14 protein-coding genes are annotated in these 16833 nt (G+C 57.3%); 1 reads left to right on the forward strand and 13 read right to left on the reverse strand.

Features of this window, described 5'->3' with window-relative positions; all coding sequences use genetic code 11:
- Positions 1-126: 126 nt before the first annotated feature.
- The 11 genes from argT to pdxB all read right to left on the reverse strand — a co-directional run bounded on the left by argT (position 127) and on the right by pdxB (position 10982).
- Positions 127-909, reverse strand: coding sequence for a lysine/arginine/ornithine ABC transporter substrate-binding protein ArgT (gene argT, locus AFK62_RS13540; RefSeq protein ID WP_007665742.1), 783 nt, complete (start codon positions 907-909; stop codon positions 127-129).
- Positions 910-1187: 278 nt separating this feature from the next.
- A complete protein-coding gene (locus AFK62_RS13545; RefSeq protein ID WP_007665744.1) occupies positions 1188-1757 on the reverse strand; it encodes a UbiX family flavin prenyltransferase in 570 nt (189 codons plus the stop codon).
- 112 nt (positions 1758-1869) lie between these two features.
- Entirely contained in the window at positions 1870-3387 is a 1518-nt protein-coding gene (gene purF / locus AFK62_RS13550; protein WP_007665746.1) for an amidophosphoribosyltransferase, read from the reverse strand.
- Between the two features lie 39 nt (positions 3388-3426).
- Positions 3427-3912 carry a colicin V production protein gene (cvpA, locus tag AFK62_RS13555; protein ID WP_004386645.1) on the reverse strand — a complete coding sequence of 162 codons (486 nt, stop codon included), beginning with the start codon at positions 3910-3912 and terminating at the stop codon, positions 3427-3429.
- Between the two features lie 232 nt (positions 3913-4144).
- Positions 4145-4867, reverse strand: coding sequence for a cell division protein DedD (gene dedD / locus AFK62_RS13560; protein ID WP_032983995.1), 723 nt, complete (start codon positions 4865-4867; stop codon positions 4145-4147).
- Complete coding sequence (folC, locus tag AFK62_RS13565) at positions 4857-6125, reverse strand: bifunctional tetrahydrofolate synthase/dihydrofolate synthase (protein WP_032984003.1); 1269 nt, start codon at positions 6123-6125, stop codon at positions 4857-4859. The genes dedD and folC overlap by 11 nt, the downstream gene beginning before the upstream one ends.
- Positions 6126-6195: 70 nt before the next feature.
- Positions 6196-7116: an acetyl-CoA carboxylase, carboxyltransferase subunit beta gene (gene accD / locus AFK62_RS13570; protein ID WP_193352464.1), complete on the reverse strand. Its 921-nt coding sequence runs from the start codon at positions 7114-7116 to the stop codon at positions 6196-6198.
- A 150-nt stretch (positions 7117-7266) separates the two neighbouring features.
- On the reverse strand, positions 7267-7926 hold the full coding sequence (locus AFK62_RS13575) for a DedA family protein (RefSeq protein ID WP_007665758.1): 660 nt from the start codon (positions 7924-7926) through the stop codon (positions 7267-7269).
- 25 nt (positions 7927-7951) lie between these two features.
- The gene (gene truA / locus AFK62_RS13580; RefSeq protein ID WP_007665760.1) at positions 7952-8764 is read right to left on the reverse strand and encodes a tRNA pseudouridine(38-40) synthase TruA; all 813 of its coding nucleotides are present in this window, start codon (positions 8762-8764) and stop codon (positions 7952-7954) included.
- A complete protein-coding gene (locus tag AFK62_RS13585) occupies positions 8764-9777 on the reverse strand; it encodes an aspartate-semialdehyde dehydrogenase (protein WP_007665763.1) in 1014 nt (337 codons plus the stop codon). The genes truA and AFK62_RS13585 overlap by 1 nt, the downstream gene beginning before the upstream one ends.
- 68 nt (positions 9778-9845) lie before the next feature.
- Positions 9846-10982: a 4-phosphoerythronate dehydrogenase PdxB gene (pdxB, locus tag AFK62_RS13590; protein WP_007665764.1), complete on the reverse strand. Its 1137-nt coding sequence runs from the start codon at positions 10980-10982 to the stop codon at positions 9846-9848.
- 119 nt (positions 10983-11101) lie between these two features.
- Here pdxB and flk point away from each other — a divergent pair, with 119 nt between their 5' ends.
- Positions 11102-12109 (forward strand): flagella biosynthesis regulator Flk, encoded by a 1008-nt coding sequence (flk, locus tag AFK62_RS13595; protein ID WP_007665767.1) that lies wholly within the window; start codon positions 11102-11104, stop codon positions 12107-12109.
- Between the two features lie 49 nt (positions 12110-12158).
- Here the strand turns inward: flk and AFK62_RS13600 are convergent, their stop codons facing one another.
- Positions 12159-14933 (reverse strand): autotransporter serine protease, encoded by a 2775-nt coding sequence (locus tag AFK62_RS13600; protein ID WP_007665769.1) that lies wholly within the window; start codon positions 14931-14933, stop codon positions 12159-12161.
- A 553-nt stretch (positions 14934-15486) separates the two neighbouring features.
- On the reverse strand, positions 15487-16704 hold the full coding sequence (fabB, locus tag AFK62_RS13605) for a beta-ketoacyl-ACP synthase I (protein WP_053531962.1): 1218 nt from the start codon (positions 16702-16704) through the stop codon (positions 15487-15489).
- Positions 16705-16833: the final 129 nt, after the last annotated feature.

The raw sequence follows: 16833 nt of genomic DNA on the forward strand, positions 1-16833 counted from the left end.
TTTTCATTATTAGTGCGTAGAAATGCGCCAACGCCCTATTCTGGTGCATAACTTGCACCATTTTGCGTCACGCCAGCCGGGTGTGCACCACAAAGGCGACACCGGCTGGCGGAGGCTTACAGGCGGTTAGTCACCATAGACGTTAAAGTCGAAATATTTTTTCGCCATTTTGTCGTACGTGCCGTCTTTACGGATCTCGTTAAAGGCTTTGTCGAAAGCCGCTTTCAGCTCGGCATCCTCTTTACGCAGGCCAACGCCGGTGCCGTCGCCAAAGTAATTTTTATCTTTCACCGAGGGGCCGGCGAACGCGTACGCTTTCCCGGCAGGCTGTTTCAGGAAGCCTTCGCTCGCAGCGACCTCATCCTGTAACGCAGCATCGAGACGGCCTGCCGCCAGATCGGAGTAGATCAAATCCTGGTTCTGGTACGCCACCACGTCCACGCCTTTACTGCGCCATTTTTCGTTGGCATAGGCTTCCTGCGTAGAGCCTTGCAGCACGCCGACATGTTTGCCTTTCAGTGAGTCAAGGGTAGGCTGGATGGTCGCGCCTTTAGCGGCGATCAGGCGGGAATCCGCCGCGTAAAGCTTCTCGGAAAACGCTATCTCTTTCTGGCGTTTTTCAGTGATGGAGAGCGAGGAGATAATCGCGTCGATTTTTTTCGCTTTCAGCGACGGGATCAGCGAGTCGAAATCACTGCCTACCCAGGTGCATTTCACCTGCATGCGTTTGCACATCTCGTTGCCGAGATCGATATCGAACCCGACAAAATCGCCTTTAGCGTCTTTTGAAGAGAACGGCGCGTAAGTCGCGTCGGTACCAATGCGAACGGTCTGGGGGAGCGCGGCGAATACGCTGACGCTGGTGGAAAGGCCAAGCAGTAAGGAGAACGCGAGCACCTTCTTCTTCATACATTACCCTCAAGTTTGCTGATTTTATTATCTGTTGTGTTGTGTGTTGCAGCCAGATGTTGCACTTCCCATGCCAGGTTGTCGTAGCGGGTCACGCTGGCGCGATTTGTTAATAAATGGTTGCAAGTAAGTTGTGTGAATGAAAGATAGCACTCCGCGCAGCAGACGCTGAGCGTGAAATCGCAAAAGGCGGGATTAAATGTCGAGGATATGATCGCGCTTGCAGAATTGCCCCAAAATGAGGCATCGCGCTACGCTTTGCCTCATTACCGCGCGGATTATGCCCCAGGCCAGCGGGTAAAGAGATCGGCAGGCAAGGCGATATCGAGCTGATCGAGTGCGCGGTTTACCGTCTGGTTAATCACATCATCAAGCGTCTGCGGGCGGTGATAAAACGCAGGCATCGGCGGCATAATGATGGCACCCAACTCCGCCGCCTGGGTCATGAGCCGCAGATGTCCAAGATGCAGCGGCGTTTCACGTACGCACAGCACCAGCCTGCGACGTTCTTTCAGCACAACATCCGCGGCGCGGGTCAGCAGGCCGTCGGTATAGCTGTTCACAATGCCGGAGAGCGTTTTGATAGAACAAGGCAGGATAATCATTCCGTCTGTTTTAAACGAACCAGACGAGACGCTGGCGGCGATGTCGCGCGCGTCATGATTGACATCAGCGAGCGCCTGGACGTCACGCACGCTCATGTCGGTTTCAAGCGCCAGCGTCTGGCGCGCCGCCTGGCTCATGATGAGATGCGTTTCTACATCCGGCACAGCCTGCAGCGTCTGCAACAGACGGATGCCGTAAATTGCGCCGCTGGCGCCGGAGATGCCGACAATGATTTTTTTCATGGGGTTATCTGGAAAAGGAGCACTGAGCGAGACTTTGCCGCAAGACGCGGTGAGATGCAAACGAGGATTTGTGCCCCTCCCTGCGCAGGAGGGGCGAGTGCGCGCGAAAGGATTACCCTTCGTTGTGCATTTCGAGGCTTTCGGCTTCGTTCTGAAGCATGACGGCTTTGGCATCGTCGTTACGCAGAGAGTCGAGATATTCCAGATACTGGTGATCAACATCTTTCGTCACGTACACGCCGTTAAACACCGAGCACTCGAACTGCTGAATGTCCGGGTTCTCGCCGCGTACCGCCTCGATGAGGTCATTGAGATCCTGGAAAATCAGACCGTCAGCGCCGATTATCTGGCGGATTTCATCTACTTCACGGCCATGCGCAATAAGTTCGTTGGCGCTCGGCATATCAATGCCGTAGACGTTCGGGAAGCGAATTTCCGGCGCGGCGGAAGCGAGATAGACTTTCTTCGCGCCTGCTTCGCGGGCCATTTCGATAATCTGCTCAGACGTCGTGCCGCGCACGATAGAATCATCCACCAGCAGTACGTTTTTATCGCGGAACTCGGCGCGGTTAGCGTTGAGCTTGCGGCGCACCGACTTACGACGCAGATGCTGGCCCGGCATGATAAAAGTACGGCCAACGTAGCGGTTTTTCACAAAGCCCTGACGATAGGGTTTGTTCAGAATGCGGGCGATTTCCAGCGCGATATCGCAGGAGGTTTCCGGGATTGGGATCACCACGTCGATATCTAAATCTTCCCACTCGCGCGCAATCTTCTCGCCGAGTTTTTTCCCCATCTCAACGCGGGCGCTGTAGACAGAAATTTTGTCGATGAAAGAGTCCGGGCGCGCAAAGTAGACATATTCGAACAGGCACGGGTTGCTGACCGGGTTATCGGCGCACTGGCGCGTGAACAACTGGCCTTTTTCGCTGATATAGACAGCTTCGCCTGGCGCCACGTCACGCAGGAATTCAAAGCCCAGCGTATCGAGCGCCACGCTTTCGGAGGCAACCATATATTCGGCGCGGCCATTCCCGGCGTCGCGCTTGCCAAGCACCAGCGGGCGAATACCGTTAGGATCGCGAAACGCCACCATGCCGTGGCCGATAATCATCGCCACGCAGGCATATGCGCCGCGGATCAGGCGGTTCATGGCAGCGATAGCGGCGAAAATGTTGTCTGCTTCCAGCGGGTAGTGACGGAAATTATCGAGCTCGCTTGCGAAAATATTGAGCAGGATTTCAGAATCTGAGGTGGTATTGATATGACGGCGCTTCTCTTCGAAGAGCATTTTGCGCAGTTCATGGGCGTTTGTCAGGTTGCCGTTATGAGCAAGGGTAATGCCGTAGGGCGAGTTCACGTAGAACGGCTGGGCTTCGGAGGCGCTGGAGCTGCCTGCCGTCGGATAGCGTACGTGCCCGATGCCCATATTGCCCTGCAGACGCTGCATGTGGCGGGCTTCGAACACATCGTTCACTAGGCCGTTTGCTTTACGCAGACGGAAGCAATTATTCGCATCGATGGTGATGATGCCTGCGGCATCCTGCCCGCGGTGCTGAAGCACCGTTAACGCGTCATAAATCGACTGGTTGACCGGCATAACACCGGCGATCCCGACAATACCGCACATGTTGTCTTTTCCTCAATTCAAAGACCGCCCCCGGCACGATTACCGGGGCAGGAAACTTGACGAGCTTTGCAGATAGTCAAAGAACCATCTGATGATGAAACTGAACTGCGGGATAAGCTGCGACTTTTGCCAGTCCTCGCTTTTGGACAGGCCCGTGAAGGTATCAAGAAAGAACAGAATGGCGGCGACAATCAGCACGCCTCGCAAGGCGCCGAAACAGATCCCCAACACCCTGTCTGTACCCGACAGGCCGGTTTTCTCCACCAGCGCGCCAATCACATAGTTGACTATCGCACCGACGATAAGCGTCGCGATAAACAGCACCGCGATAGCAATCCCATTACGTACCAGTTCATCTTCAAAGCCGGTGAACCAGACTGCCAGGTAAGTGTAGTAATGACTGGCCACAAAGAAAGCGCAGCCCCAGGTGACCAGTGACAGCGCCTCTCTCACGAACCCGCGGATAAGGCTGACCAGGCACGAAAAACCCACTACTGCAATGATGGCGTAATCTATCCAGACCATGAATATGTCCCACGATAAAACGCCCTGACATCCGGTTCGGGGCGCATTCTAACAGAAAAAGAAAACGTTTGCGTAGGGATTTCCTTTCCACGCGTTAATAAAAAATGGCGTTGAAAAAATCTTCAACGCCATCCGTCCGTTATGCCCGCAGGCATTATAAGTACACCTGTTGCGGGCCGTCTGTGGCGCGATGCGGTTTCTCAGCACGCCTGATTATCAGGCGCCGGACCGCTTAATTCACGCTGTAATTCATTATCACGCCGTTAAGCCCTGACAAGCTGTTCAGCTCGCCAAGCGACGATTTGAGCTTATCCTTCGACGCCTCCGGCCCGACCAGAATACGGGTGATTTTTCCCTGTACTGGCGTGGACGGCGACGTATACGCCCGATAGCCCGCCGAGCGCAGTTTACCGACAATTTCATTAACCTTATCGGCATTTTTCAGCGCGCCAAGCTGAACCACATACGCTTTGCCCGCAGGCGGCGTTTGCGGTTTTTCCGGCGGTGTCGTTTTCGCCGGCGCAGGAGCGGGCGCTTCGCTGACCATCGCCAGCTGTTCGTCGGTTTTATCGCGCTGCGGTTTGCTCTGCGGCTTATCGGTCGTGCGCGGTTTTGCAGGCTCTGTCGCTTTCGGCTTCGTCGGCGTCACCGGCACTTCATCAAGTTCCGCGCCAGTATCGGCAGGCAGCCGCGTGGTGTCTATCGAAGACGTCACCGCGTTCCCCGCCCTCACCTCTTCCGCCGCGCCTTCCGGCGGCTGGGACGGCAGCGCCTGCGTTGCGGCAGGCAGCATATCCGGCTCATCACGATCGCCAGGTTTCGGCACCAGCGGAATAGCCGCAAATTCGTCCTGATAATGTTTTTTCTGGCCGTCCAGCAGCCCTGGCAGCACGATAACCCCCAGCGCCACCAGCACAATGGTACCAACTAATCGGTTCTGAAACTTACTCGCCACCTCGTCTCCCCGCGTCCATCTCTTCCATTACCTTTGCTACGGTATGAAACGACCCGCACACCAGCACCGTATCGGCGGGCTGTGCGTCAGCCAGCGCCGCATGCCAGGCCTGCGCTACGCTTTCAAAAACTGCACAGGTCGGCAGATGCTGTGCAAGCTCGTCTGCGCTGGCACCGCGCGGCCCGTCCAGAGGGGCACAATACCAGCTATCCACGACCCTCTCCAGACAGGCGAGCGTCCCGGCGATATCTTTATCGTGCAACATGCCGATCACGGCGAGCACCCGCCCGGTTGAAGGAGCCTGCTTGAGCCGCTGCGTCAGATAGCCTGCCGCGTGCGGATTATGAGCGACGTCCAGAATCACGCGGGGCGACTCGCTCACTACCTGAAAACGCCCCGGTAGCGTGGCGCGCGCGATACCTTCACGGATCGCCTGCTCGCTAATGGCAAGCCCGCTTGCACGCAGCGCGGCAAGCGCGGTAGCGGCATTCGGCTGCGGCACCTGTGGCAGCGGAAGGTTATCAAGCTCGCCACCGCCGTCGCGAAAACGCCAGCCATCAGGGCCTGCGTCATAGTGCCAGGCGTCGTTGACGCGCAGCAGTTGTGCGCCCTTCTCCTGCGCGACCTGTGCAATGGTCTGCGGCATGTCAGTTTCGCCGACGACAGCGGGTTTTCCGTGACGGAAAATCCCGGCTTTCTCACGCCCGATGCTTTCACGGTCCGGCCCCAGCCAGTCGGTGTGGTCGAGCGCAATACTGGTGACCACGGCGACATCACAATCGACCAGGTTTGTCGCGTCGAGACGCCCGCCAAGCCCCACTTCGAGGATAACAACATCCAGTTGCGCCTGTTTAAACAGCCACAACGCGCTGAGCGTGCCGTATTCGAAATAAGTCAGCGACGTGTCGCCGCGTGCGGCTTCGATTTCTGCAAACGCAGCGGTGTGTTGGCTTTCGGCACGTTCTTCACCCTGAATGCGTACTCGCTCGGTGTAGCGTACCAGATGCGGCGAGCTGTAGACCCCCACGCGATAGCCTGCAGCCATCAGTACGGCTTCCAGCGTCCGGCAGGTTGTGCCTTTGCCATTGGTGCCTGCGACGGTAAACACGAACGGCGCAGGTTTGCTGACGCCAAGCGTCGCCGCCACGCGCGAGACGCGCTCAAGGCCCATATCGATGGTTTTACCGTGCAGGTTTTCCAGATAAGAAAGCCACGTGGCCAGAGGCGACGTGGCTTGGGGAAGATGTTGCTTTTCCATGATGCCCGTATCCTGGTTACGGTTCATAAACAAGAAGGGCAGCGCCTGTTGGCCCTGCCCTTCATGACTATCAGGCCTCGTTATCCTGTTCTGGCACCGGCGGCACGACGACCGCTTCGCGCGGCGCGTCCGGGCTCGGGGCCGGGAGGTTCATCAGCTTCGCCAGTACGCTTGCAAGCTTCAGACGCAACTCCGGACGACGCACGATCATATCGATAGCGCCTTTTTCAATCAGGAATTCACTGCGCTGGAAACCAGCCGGCAGTTTTTCACGTACGGTTTGTTCGATGACGCGCGGGCCGGCAAAGCCGATGAGGGCTTTCGGCTCAGCGATATTGAGATCGCCCAGCATCGCGAAGCTTGCGGAGACGCCGCCCATGGTCGGGTCAGTCAGTACGGAGATATAAGGAAGACCGCGCTCCTGCATTTTGGCCAGCGCCGCAGAGGTTTTCGCCATCTGCATCAGCGACATCAGCGCTTCCTGCATACGCGCGCCACCTGAGGCGGAGAAGCAGATAAGCGGGCAGTTATCTTCCAGCGCCTGCTCTACCGCGCGCACGAAACGCGCACCGACGACGGACCCCATCGAGCCGCCCATAAAGGCGAACTCGAACGCCGCCGCGACAATCGGCATCCCGTGCAGGGTGCCTTTCATCACGATCAGCGCGTCTTTCTCGCCGGTTTCCTTCTGGGCGCTCGCCAGACGGTCCTTGTATTTTTTGGAATCTTTGAACTTCAGCACATCTTTCGGCTCAAGCTCACTGCCCAGTTCCACCAGCGACCCTTCATCTAACAGGCTGTGCAGACGGTCGCGTGCCGCCATGCGCATGTGGTGATCGCACTTCGGGCAAACCTCAAGGTTACGCTCCAGTTCGGCGCGGTAGAGAACCTGTCCGCAGCTGTCGCACTTGGTCCACACCCCTTCCGGGATGTTTGCCCTGCGAGTGGGAGTAATATTGCTTTTATTGAGAATTCGTTCAATCCAGCTCATTGATAACCTTTCTGCCTGAACCTGGTCGATGCCAGTTTTTCTGTGGGGGCGCATAATGCCATTTTTGCCTTCCACAGACCATAAATGGTGCTCATTAAACCATAACGGCCCGCGACTTTGGATAAAAAAGTGGTCGAACCGCCAGAGGGCTTATTTTGCCTGGCGCGCCGCGGCGCGTTTGTGACGCACCACTTCATAAACGCCCGGTACAACGGAGACGATAATAATCATCACGATAAACAGCTTCAGATTGTCCTGAATAAATGGCATCGCACCGAAGAAGTACCCCGCGTAGGTAAACAGCAGGACCCACAGCAGCGCGCCAATCACATTAAACAGGGCAAAATGGCGGTAGGACATATGTCCCATCCCGGCGACGAACGGCGCGAAGGTGCGCACGATCGGCACGAAGCGGGCGAGAATAATGGTTTTGCCGCCGTGGCGTTCATAAAACGCATGCGTTTTATCAAGATAGCTCTGCCGGAAGATTTTGGAATCCGGATTGCTGAAAAGTTTAGCGCCAAACAAACGGCCTATCGTGTAATTCACCGCATCACCAAGAATAGCGGCAATCACCATCAGCGTGACCATCAGATGCACGTTGAGATCGTTAGACGGCAGTGCGGAAAGCGCGCCTGCCACAAACAGTAGCGAATCGCCCGGCAGGAACGGCGTGACGACAAGGCCCGTTTCGCAAAACAGGATAAGGAACAGAATGGCGTAAACCCAGATGCCGTACTGTGCCACCAGCTCCGCCAGGTGCACGTCGATATGTAAAATAAAATCAATCAGAAAGCGAATAATGTCCATACTGGTTCATCTTCCCCGACTGCGTTCAGTCAGCTAAAAAAAGTGGGCCCATGGGCGGGGTTGGAAGGTTGAAATGCGCCGGATAATCCACCGACACCAGATACAGCCCTTCCGCTTTCGCCGTCGCTGCCGCAAGCGTTCTGTCCTTTGCCGCCAGCAGGTCTGCCATCCAACTCTCCGGCTGGTTACCGCAGCCAATTTCCATCAGGCTGCCAACGATATTGCGCACCATATGGTGAACAAACGCGTTTGCCTTGATATCCACCACAATGTAAGCCCCGAAGCGCTCAACGTTGATATGCATCAGGTTGCGCCAGGGCGTGCGGGACTGGCACTGCACGGCACGAAACGAGGTAAAGTCGTTTTCGCCGATAAGGCACTGCGCCGCCCGGTGCATACGCTGTGCGTCCAGCGGCTGATGATAGTGCGTCACCCCCTGCGAGAGCACCGCCGGTCGCAAACGGTGATTAAAGATAACGTAGCGGTAACGGCGAGCCGTGGCGCTGAACCGGGCGTGAAACTCCGCGGGCACATCTTTGACCCAGCGCACCGCGATGTCACCAGGTAAATTCGCATTTACACCCAGCGTCCAGGCGGCGTCTTTGCGCATTGCGGTGGTTTCGAAATGCACCACCTGGCCTGTGGCGTGCACGCCCGCGTCGGTACGCCCGGCGCAGAAGACATTAATCGGCGCATTCGCCACCTGCGAGAGCGCCTTTTCAAGCTTCTCCTGGATGCTGCGCACTTCCTGCTGACGCTGCCAGCCGTAATATTTACTGCCGTCATACTCAATGCCGAGCGCTATCTTCACAACCGGCTTTTCCAGACCGTCGGACATCAGTACACGTACTCCTGCAGCAGTTTCTCTGCCGTTTTCACCGCCATCAGCGCGCCGCCGAAGCGCACGTTGTCGGCAACCGACCAGAACTGGATCTGCTCCGGCATACCGTAATCGTTACGCACGCAGCCGACAGAAAGATGCACGCTGCCGGAGGCATCGCCTACCTGCGTCGGGTAGTCGTTCTCTTCAGAAAGCGCGATATCCTGGTCACGCTCCAGCGCGTCGCGGGCTTCTTCCGCCGCAAGCGGGCGCAGCGCCTCGAAATTCACCATCTGGGCATGGCCGTAGAAAACCGGTGCCTGCACGCTGCTGACAGAAATCATCAGACCGTCGTCCTGGAGAATTTTACGCGCCTCATCCACCAGACGGCGGTCCTGACGTACGCTCCCTTCGCGATCCGGCAGCAGCGGCAGCATGTTGAAGGCGAGCTGACGACCGAAATGATCGTCCTCATCGACGGGCACGCCGTTGAGGAGTTTCGCGCTCTGGCCTGCCAGCGCGTCCACGGCGGTTTTGCCCTGGGCTGAGACGGATAATAAATTGGTCACCTGAATACGCGACAGTCCGCCAGCTTCCATCAACGGGCGCAGCGCTGTCAGCAGCTGGCTGGTGAGGCTGTCGGCCACCGCCACCACATTGCGGTTTCGGTAATCAGCGAGCACATAGGGGTTAACGTCCGGCACGACCAGCGGCACGTCCGGCTCCAGCGCAAACAGGCCGCTGGAATCGATGACCAGGCAACCGGCGTTGGTGGCGTCGTCGACATAGCGCGCGCTGGCCTCCTGGCCTGCGACGAAAAAGGCGAGTTGCGCCTGCGTCCAGTCAAACGCGTCGGCGTCCTGTACCTGTACGCTTTTTCCGGCGAAACGCAGTGTCTCGCCCGCGCTTTCGCTACGCGCCAGCGCATAAAGTTCACCCACCGGGAACTGACGCTCGGCGAGTTGCTCAAGCAGGGCTTCTCCCACGGCGCCCGTCGCGCCCAGTATGGCGATATTCCAGCCTTCAGACATGGTGGTTTTACTCCAGAAAATAAAAATGTATTCCCCGCCGATTGTGCGGGGAATAAGGGAATGAGTGATTAACTAACTGGATGATGGGTCGCGTTAAAACCCAGCTTTTGCAGCAGTTCCGCGGCCGCAGCGTCATCGCACTGTACATAGAGGGACGACCATTCACGGCGCTCCTGGTAATGCTTGCGCAGCTTGTCGAACTCACCCGGTACACCCGCTACGCGTCTGAGCGGGGCGTCATCGCGGCGCACATCATACACCAGATGTACCAGCCTTTTTAGCGCCGCCTGAGAGAGCGGCCCATGCAGCGTCACACGGCCAAACTCTGGTGACGGCAGAAGCGTTGAGAGCGCGACCTGCTGCTGTTGGCCAAGAAACTGGCTGTAGGCCTCAAACACCTGTGTGGTGCCGCGAGCTTTGCCTTCCAGCGTATAACCTGCGATATGCGCGGTGCCAATATCAACGCGGTTTAACAGCGCAACATTAAGCGCAGGTTCCGGTTCCCAGACATCCAGCACTACACTAAGCGCCTGCCCTGCTTCAAGGCGCGCCAGCAGCGCGGCGTTGTCCACCACCGGGCCGCGACAGGCGTTAATCAGAATCGCGCCAGGCTTCAGGCGTGCGAGCAAGGCCTCGTCGGCAAGATGCAGCGTTTTATAGGGGCCATCTTTAAAAAGCGGCGTGTGGAACGTAAGGATGTCGGCGTCGCGCACCAGCTCATCAAGCGGGCGGAAATCACCGCTATCGCCCCGATCGGCACGCGGCGGATCGCACAGCAACGTACGCACGCCAAGGGCTTCAAGGCGCGCCTGCAAACGGCGGCCCACATTACCCACGCCGACGATCCCAACGGTGCGGTCGGTAAGGGCGAAACCGTCGCGCTCGGCAAGCATCAGCAGCGCGGAAAACACATACTCCACAACCGCAATGGCGTTACAGCCGGGCGCGGCGGAAAATGCGACGCCAGCGTCGCGTAAATAGTCTTCATCAACGTGATCGGTGCCCGCCGTAGCGGTGCCGACAAACCTGACGTTTTTGCCTTCCAGCAGAGCGCGGTTGACCGCAGTGACCGAGCGCACCATCAGCGCGTCGGCATCATCCAGTTCAGCCACCGGGATGGGGCGTCCAGGCACGGCTTTTACCTCGCCAAGACGGCTGAACAGCTCGCGTGCGTAAGGCATATTTTCATCAACGAGGATTTTCACGTTTCTCTACCTGTTTATGTGCGGGAGATAGCCGTTAAGTGTGCCATAATCTCGCCGCCAGGCATACTTAACAGCGTGGTTAGTTTCGCGGCACCGTCCGGTCAGGTTAAGGATTATTGATGATGCAACCCATTCATGGCGCCACGCCCCGCCCGGCGGGCGAGCCTCCCACCTCGCCCAACTCTGTGGGCGAGCAGCCGCTTTCTACCCAGCAGCGCACCGTGCTGGAACGGCTTATTACCCGGCTGGTGGCGCTGACCCAGCAGCAAAGCGCCGAAGTCTGGGCCGGCATGAAGCACGATTTGGGGTTAAAGAGCGATGCGCCGCTGCTCTCGCGCCACTTCCCGGCGGCTGAGCAGAATCTCAACCAGCGGCTTGGGCAGGCGCAGCAGACATATACGCAGCGCCAGGTGTTGTCGCAGTTGACTGAGCTTCTGAGCGTTGGCAACAACCGCCAGGCGGTGAGCGATTACATTCGCCAGCAGTTCGGCCATACCGCGCTCAACCAGCTCTCCGGCGAACAGCTCAAAAGCGTGCTGACGCTGCTGCAAAACGCGCAGTTGAGTATTCCTCAGCCGCAACAGCGTCCGGCGACCGATCGTCCGCTGCTGCCTGCTGAGCACAACACGCTCAACCAACAGGTGACGAAACTTGCGGCCGCGACCGGCGAATCGCCGAAGCTTATCTGGCAGTCGATGCTGGAGCTGTCCGGCGTTAAGACCGGCGAGCTTATCCCGGCGAAGCATTTTGCCGCGCTGTCTACCTGGCTTGCCGCGCGCCAGACCCTCGCCGATCAGCCAGCGCCAACGCTGCACAGCATTCAGGCTGCGCTGCGCCAGCCGCTGGAAGCGCGCGAATGGCAGGAGATAAGCGACTACGCCCAACAGCGTTTCCAGGCCACGCCGCAAACGGTGCTGACCACCCCGCAGGTGCAGGATTTACTTAATCAGGTCTTTATACGCCGCGCTGAACGCTCGCCTGAAACGCTCGAAGTGCGCCATATTCAGCCCATCTACAGCCCGCTTATCGCCTTTTTCACTCAGCCAGTGAAGACGATTTCCGCGAAACCCGGTCTTGCGATGTTCCTGCTGGTACTGGTGATCCTTCTGCTCTGGCTGGTTATCTGACAGCAAAAAGGCGTCTTTCGACGCCTTTTCTTTTTTCTGCATTCACGCATCAGAAACTTAACGACACGCCCGCCAGCACGCTGCGGTTGCTGTAGCGACCATCGCTGGTCTCCTGTTCGCCTGTCAGGTTCAGATTAAGCGCAGGCGTCGCCTGCCAGCCCAGCGACACTGCGCTGGTCAGCGTTTTCGCCGGTGCCGTAACGCCGTGCAGCGCTATCGGCTGATTGACGCCGGTGAAGCTCGCCTGATAATGCCCTTCGTCCTGACTCAGCGCGTGTTGCAGATGCGTCTGGAAGCTCAGGTTAAGGCGTCCGTGCGTTTTAAGATCAATGTCATACCCTGCACGTAACCCTGCGCCTGCCTGCCAGCGCGTTGTGGTCTGGTTATCCGCACGCAGACCGAAACCTGAACCGCTCTTCTCTGTGAACGCGTCCTGCTTCAGCGTGATGTACTGCGTATCGATAAACGGCGTCACCTGCAGACCGTCAACGTTAAAGCGATACCCCGTTTCGCTGCCAAGCGACATCCAGCTGCCGCTCTGACGGCTGCTGACGCGCTCGGCGCTGCTGCCAAGCCACAGCATACGGTGCTGGCGGCCGTCGTAGTAACCGGATGCCAGACGGCCAGTCAGGTAGTAGCTGCCAAACACTTTACCGCCGTACAACGCCGCTTCGCTCAGACTGCCGGTATTACGCTCGCCGCCACTGCTCAGCGCGCTGAAGGTTTCAGTGCGAGAGACCGACGTGCCGATAAACGTATGTTCGTCAATAAACCGATCCTGCCCGGTCACCCAGCCTTTCATCGAATAACTTACCGGCGCGAAACCGCCACGCCCCAGGCTGCCGTTCCAGGAGAGCGTATCGCTCCAGCTACGGCTTTGCGGCGCGTCCAGCAGTGCCGCGATGCGCGATGCGCTGCTGCGCTGGTTGACGTTAATCGCCTGCCAGGTAAGCGCCGCCGTGGCGGCTGGCAATTGTCCGGAGAGGCTTTCCAGCGCCGCGCGCGCAGACTGATTGCTGGAGGTACGCTGCAGTTCGCCCGCCGCCTCGGCAAACGAACTGGCGCGAACCGCCACGCCACTCGCTACTTGTTTATCAAGCTGTGTGAACGCCTGCTCAAGGCGCGCAGCCCCTGAGAGCGACGCTGCGGAAGCCGTGGCGACTTTGGTTTGCGTCACCTGCAGACGTTTAATGTTAAGCCACACCTGCTTCGTGTTATAGCCCAGCGAGCCGGTCAGGAAGACGCCTGCCGACTGCGTAAAGCGGCTGAATTTACCCGAGACTGCGCCCGCGTTGACGACCGGCTGGCGCGATTGCGTTACATAGCCTGCGGGTACGCCAAGCAGATGAAGCCTGCCCGCAAGTGTCGCACGTCCGGCGACATCCAGCGTTGAGCCGAGCATAAACGCCAGGCTGCCGGTGGTACGCTGCGTATAGTTACGTACAAAACGTGTTTTTCCGTCGCGCACTAACACATACCCGCTGTTATCGACGTTGCCCTTCACGGTGCGCACATCAAGCGTCCCGGCACGGCCAACCGTCACGGCGGAGGCCAGACTTTTAGCGGATGAGAGACTGCCGCCCAGCACCTGCGTGGTGCCGGTATAGCTCGCATCCTGGGTCAACACCAGTTTGCCGGTGCCGCTTTTAATCAACCCGCCGCTGCCGCTGATGGCGTTGCTCCAGGTGGAGGTATAGCCATTAAACGCGACGCTTACGGTGCCCCAGTTAAATTTCGCCGGGCCGTTAATAGCTTTCGCGGCATTTAACATGCCGTAGCCGAATACCGGATCCACGCCGGGCGCGCCGATGTCGGTCGCGGTGCCAAGCAGCGTCTGACGTACCAGATCGTTGGTAAAGTACGGATATTTCTGCCAGACCAGCGCCGCCGCACCAGAAACCTGAGGTGCAGCGAATGAGGTGCCGCTAACCATGCGCAACCCTTGTCTGCCGGTACTGTCGGTATAAGGCACATAAACGCTGCCCGGCGCGGCCAGACAGTTGTTTTTCATCACCCCGCAGCGGTTGGCGTAACTTGCGATATAACCCGGGTTAAAAGAGTCTGTCGCCGTTGCGACCAGCCAGCCTTTATCAAGCCCGGCCGCAGGAGCAAGTGACGGCAGTTTCGCAATCCCAATCGGGTTGGCGGCGCCATCGTTACCGCTCGCAAAGACGATCAGGCCGTTATACGTAGAAACAAACGGTTTCCAGGCATTGACGTAATAGTTGGTCGTCGCGGTACTGGCCGGGTTCCAGTCCGCAATGCCCCAGGAGTTGTTAATAATTTTCGCGCCCGCGCGCGCCAAATCGTAATTGATCTTGCTGAAGTTCAGGCTCTGGCGGGTATTGGCGACATCGGTAATGATGCGCGCGCTGATAAGCGACACGCCGGGTGCGGTTCCGCCACTAAAAATACCTGTCGGGCGACCAGCCAGCGTCTGCGAGACCGACGTACCATGACCACGGACATCGCCGACGCTGAGATTGTTAGTGGCAGGGTCGACATAATTCAGGACGCCTTTCACTGTGCCAGCAAGCCCCGGGGCCGTTGCGAGGATCCCCGTATCCGCCACGCCAACCTTGATACCTGCGCCACTGACGCCAGCGGCACGGGCGGTCGCCGCATTAGTGATAAATAGCGGACGGTTAAAGTTCGTACGCGTGACGACATCTGTCGGCACGGCAAAAGGTGCGTCAGTAAAGGTCTCCTGCACATCCTGCTTTTCGCTGGCGGTTGCGGCACCTGAACATGACAAAATGATGAGTAGTATCACTTTCCCTTTGGTTAATAAAATCCCTTTACCCAAAGACGGCTCTGTGGGCATAGTTGGTTTCCCCGGCTGACAACGCCTCATAAGAGGCAAACAACGTTTCCCTGAATTCCGCAAATGGATTTCGGATTTCTTTTATGCTGCGTCCTTCATCACTATCTTTTTGAAAAGATAATAAATGGCATGCTTTGATAGGTATGTTCCGACAGCCGTCCTGTATCAGGAGAAAACAAAGACGCCCGGATATATAGTGATATATCGGCCAAAATCATCGCAACTTTATTATTAACGTCTTAATACGCACTTTAATAAAAATAAGAGTTAACTTTCAGTCAGTTAATTTTGTTAAAAATACGTTATTTCTGACTTAAGCGAAATCATGAGGCGTAATGTCAGCGCGGATACGCAGAAAGAAGAACGGATTTACCTTAAGGAGAGCAAAAAGATGCCTGAGAGAATAACTACCGCAAAAACAGCAGGTTATATAAAAAGTAAAAACGGGGAAATAAAGGCAGTAAAAAAGGAAACGGGGCAGACGCAAAAAAGACGAACAGAAAATAAAGTTAAAAAAAAGGAGCCTTGCGGCTCCATTTCTTTTAAAGAGACATTATGCCTGATATTTACGCATAACCAGCGTGGCGTTGGTCCCGCCAAAACCGAAGCTGTTAGACATCACAGTGGTCAGCTCACGCTCAACCGGCGCGGTGATGATATTCATCCCGTTCGCCTGCTCGTCCAGATCTTCGATGTTGATGCTCGGCGCGATAAAGCCGTGTTCCAGCATCAGCAGCGAGTAGATGGCTTCCTGCACGCCCGCCGCGCCCAGCGAATGGCCGGTCATGGCTTTAGTGGCGGAGATGGCCGGGGTGTTGTCGCCGAACACTTCACGGATAGCGCCAAGCTCTTTAACATCGCCTACCGGCGTAGACGTGCCGTGAGAGTTCAGGTAGTCAATCGGGGTATCCACACCGTGCATTGCCATCTTCATGCAGCGCACTGCGCCTTCGCCAGACGGAGCAACCATGTCAGCGCCGTCAGAGGTCGCGCCGTAGCCGACGATTTCAGCGTAGATATGCGCGCCGCGCGCCAGCGCGTGCTCCAGCTCTTCCACCACAACCATACCGCCGCCGCCTGCGATAACGAAGCCGTCACGGCTCGCATCATAAGTACGGGAGGCTTTTTCCGGGGCCTCGTTGTATTTGGTGGAGAGCGCGCCCATCGCGTCGAACTCACACGCCATTTCCCAGCCGAGTTCTTCACCGCCGCCGGCAAAAACGATGTCTTGTTTGCCAAGCTGGATCTGCTCAACCGCGTTGCCGATGCAGTGTGCGGACGTCGCGCAGGCGGAGCTAATGGAGTAGTTAACGCCGTGGATTTTAAACGGAGTCGCGAGGCAGGCGGAAACCGCAGAGGCCATCGCTTTGGTCACTACGTAAGGGCCAACCGCTTTCAGGCCACGCGGGCTGCGCATTGCGTCAGCGCCGAAAACCTGTGCTTTGGAAGATCCGCCAGAACCGGCAACGATACCGACGCGCGGGTTATTCTGATAGACCTCATCGCTCAGAGCGGCATCTTTGATAGCTTCCTGCATAGAGAGGTAAGCATAAATAGAGGCATCGTTCATGAAACGCACCACTTTGCGATCGATAAGACCGGTGGTGTCCAGCTTCACGTTGCCCCAGACGTGGCTACGCATACCAGCGTCGAGAAATTCTTGAGAGAAAGTGATCCCCGAGCGTCCTTCCCGCAGGGATGCCAGGACTTCCTGCTGGTTATTACCGATGCTGGAAACAATGCCCAGGCCAGTAATTACTGCACGTTTCATTCAATACCTCTTCGAGTACGCTAAGTAAGTGTCGTGTCGCAAGATAGCGTACAGTTGTACGCCGAACAAGTCCGATCAGCCAGATAGGCAAGAAATTTGCGATGTCTGACCGGGCTCGCTAAGATCGTG

It is taken from the genome of Cronobacter condimenti 1330 (assembly GCF_001277255.1).
In the GTDB taxonomy this organism is placed as follows: domain Bacteria; phylum Pseudomonadota; class Gammaproteobacteria; order Enterobacterales; family Enterobacteriaceae; genus Cronobacter; species Cronobacter condimenti.

Excerpts from the sequence above, each read along its gene's own strand:
- argT (WP_007665742.1), bottom strand. The coding sequence starts at position 909 with ATGAAGAAGAAGGTGCTCGCGTTCTCCTTACTGCTTGGCCTTTCCACC.
- AFK62_RS13545 (WP_007665744.1), bottom strand. The coding sequence starts at position 1,757 with ATGAAAAAAATCATTGTCGGCATCTCCGGCGCCAGCGGCGCAATTTAC.
- purF (WP_007665746.1), bottom strand. The coding sequence starts at position 3,387 with ATGTGCGGTATTGTCGGGATCGCCGGTGTTATGCCGGTCAACCAGTCG.
- cvpA (WP_004386645.1), bottom strand. The coding sequence starts at position 3,912 with ATGGTCTGGATAGATTACGCCATCATTGCAGTAGTGGGTTTTTCGTGC.
- folC (WP_032984003.1), bottom strand. The coding sequence starts at position 6,125 with ATGGAAAAGCAACATCTTCCCCAAGCCACGTCGCCTCTGGCCACGTGG.
- accD (WP_193352464.1), bottom strand. The coding sequence starts at position 7,116 with ATGAGCTGGATTGAACGAATTCTCAATAAAAGCAATATTACTCCCACT.
- AFK62_RS13575 (WP_007665758.1), bottom strand. The coding sequence starts at position 7,926 with ATGGACATTATTCGCTTTCTGATTGATTTTATTTTACATATCGACGTG.
- truA (WP_007665760.1), bottom strand. The coding sequence starts at position 8,764 with ATGTCCGACGGTCTGGAAAAGCCGGTTGTGAAGATAGCGCTCGGCATT.
- AFK62_RS13585 (WP_007665763.1), bottom strand. The coding sequence starts at position 9,777 with ATGTCTGAAGGCTGGAATATCGCCATACTGGGCGCGACGGGCGCCGTG.
- flk (WP_007665767.1), top strand. The coding sequence starts at position 11,102 with ATGATGCAACCCATTCATGGCGCCACGCCCCGCCCGGCGGGCGAGCCT.
- AFK62_RS13600 (WP_007665769.1), bottom strand. The coding sequence starts at position 14,933 with ATGCCCACAGAGCCGTCTTTGGGTAAAGGGATTTTATTAACCAAAGGG.
- fabB (WP_053531962.1), bottom strand. The coding sequence starts at position 16,704 with ATGAAACGTGCAGTAATTACTGGCCTGGGCATTGTTTCCAGCATCGGT.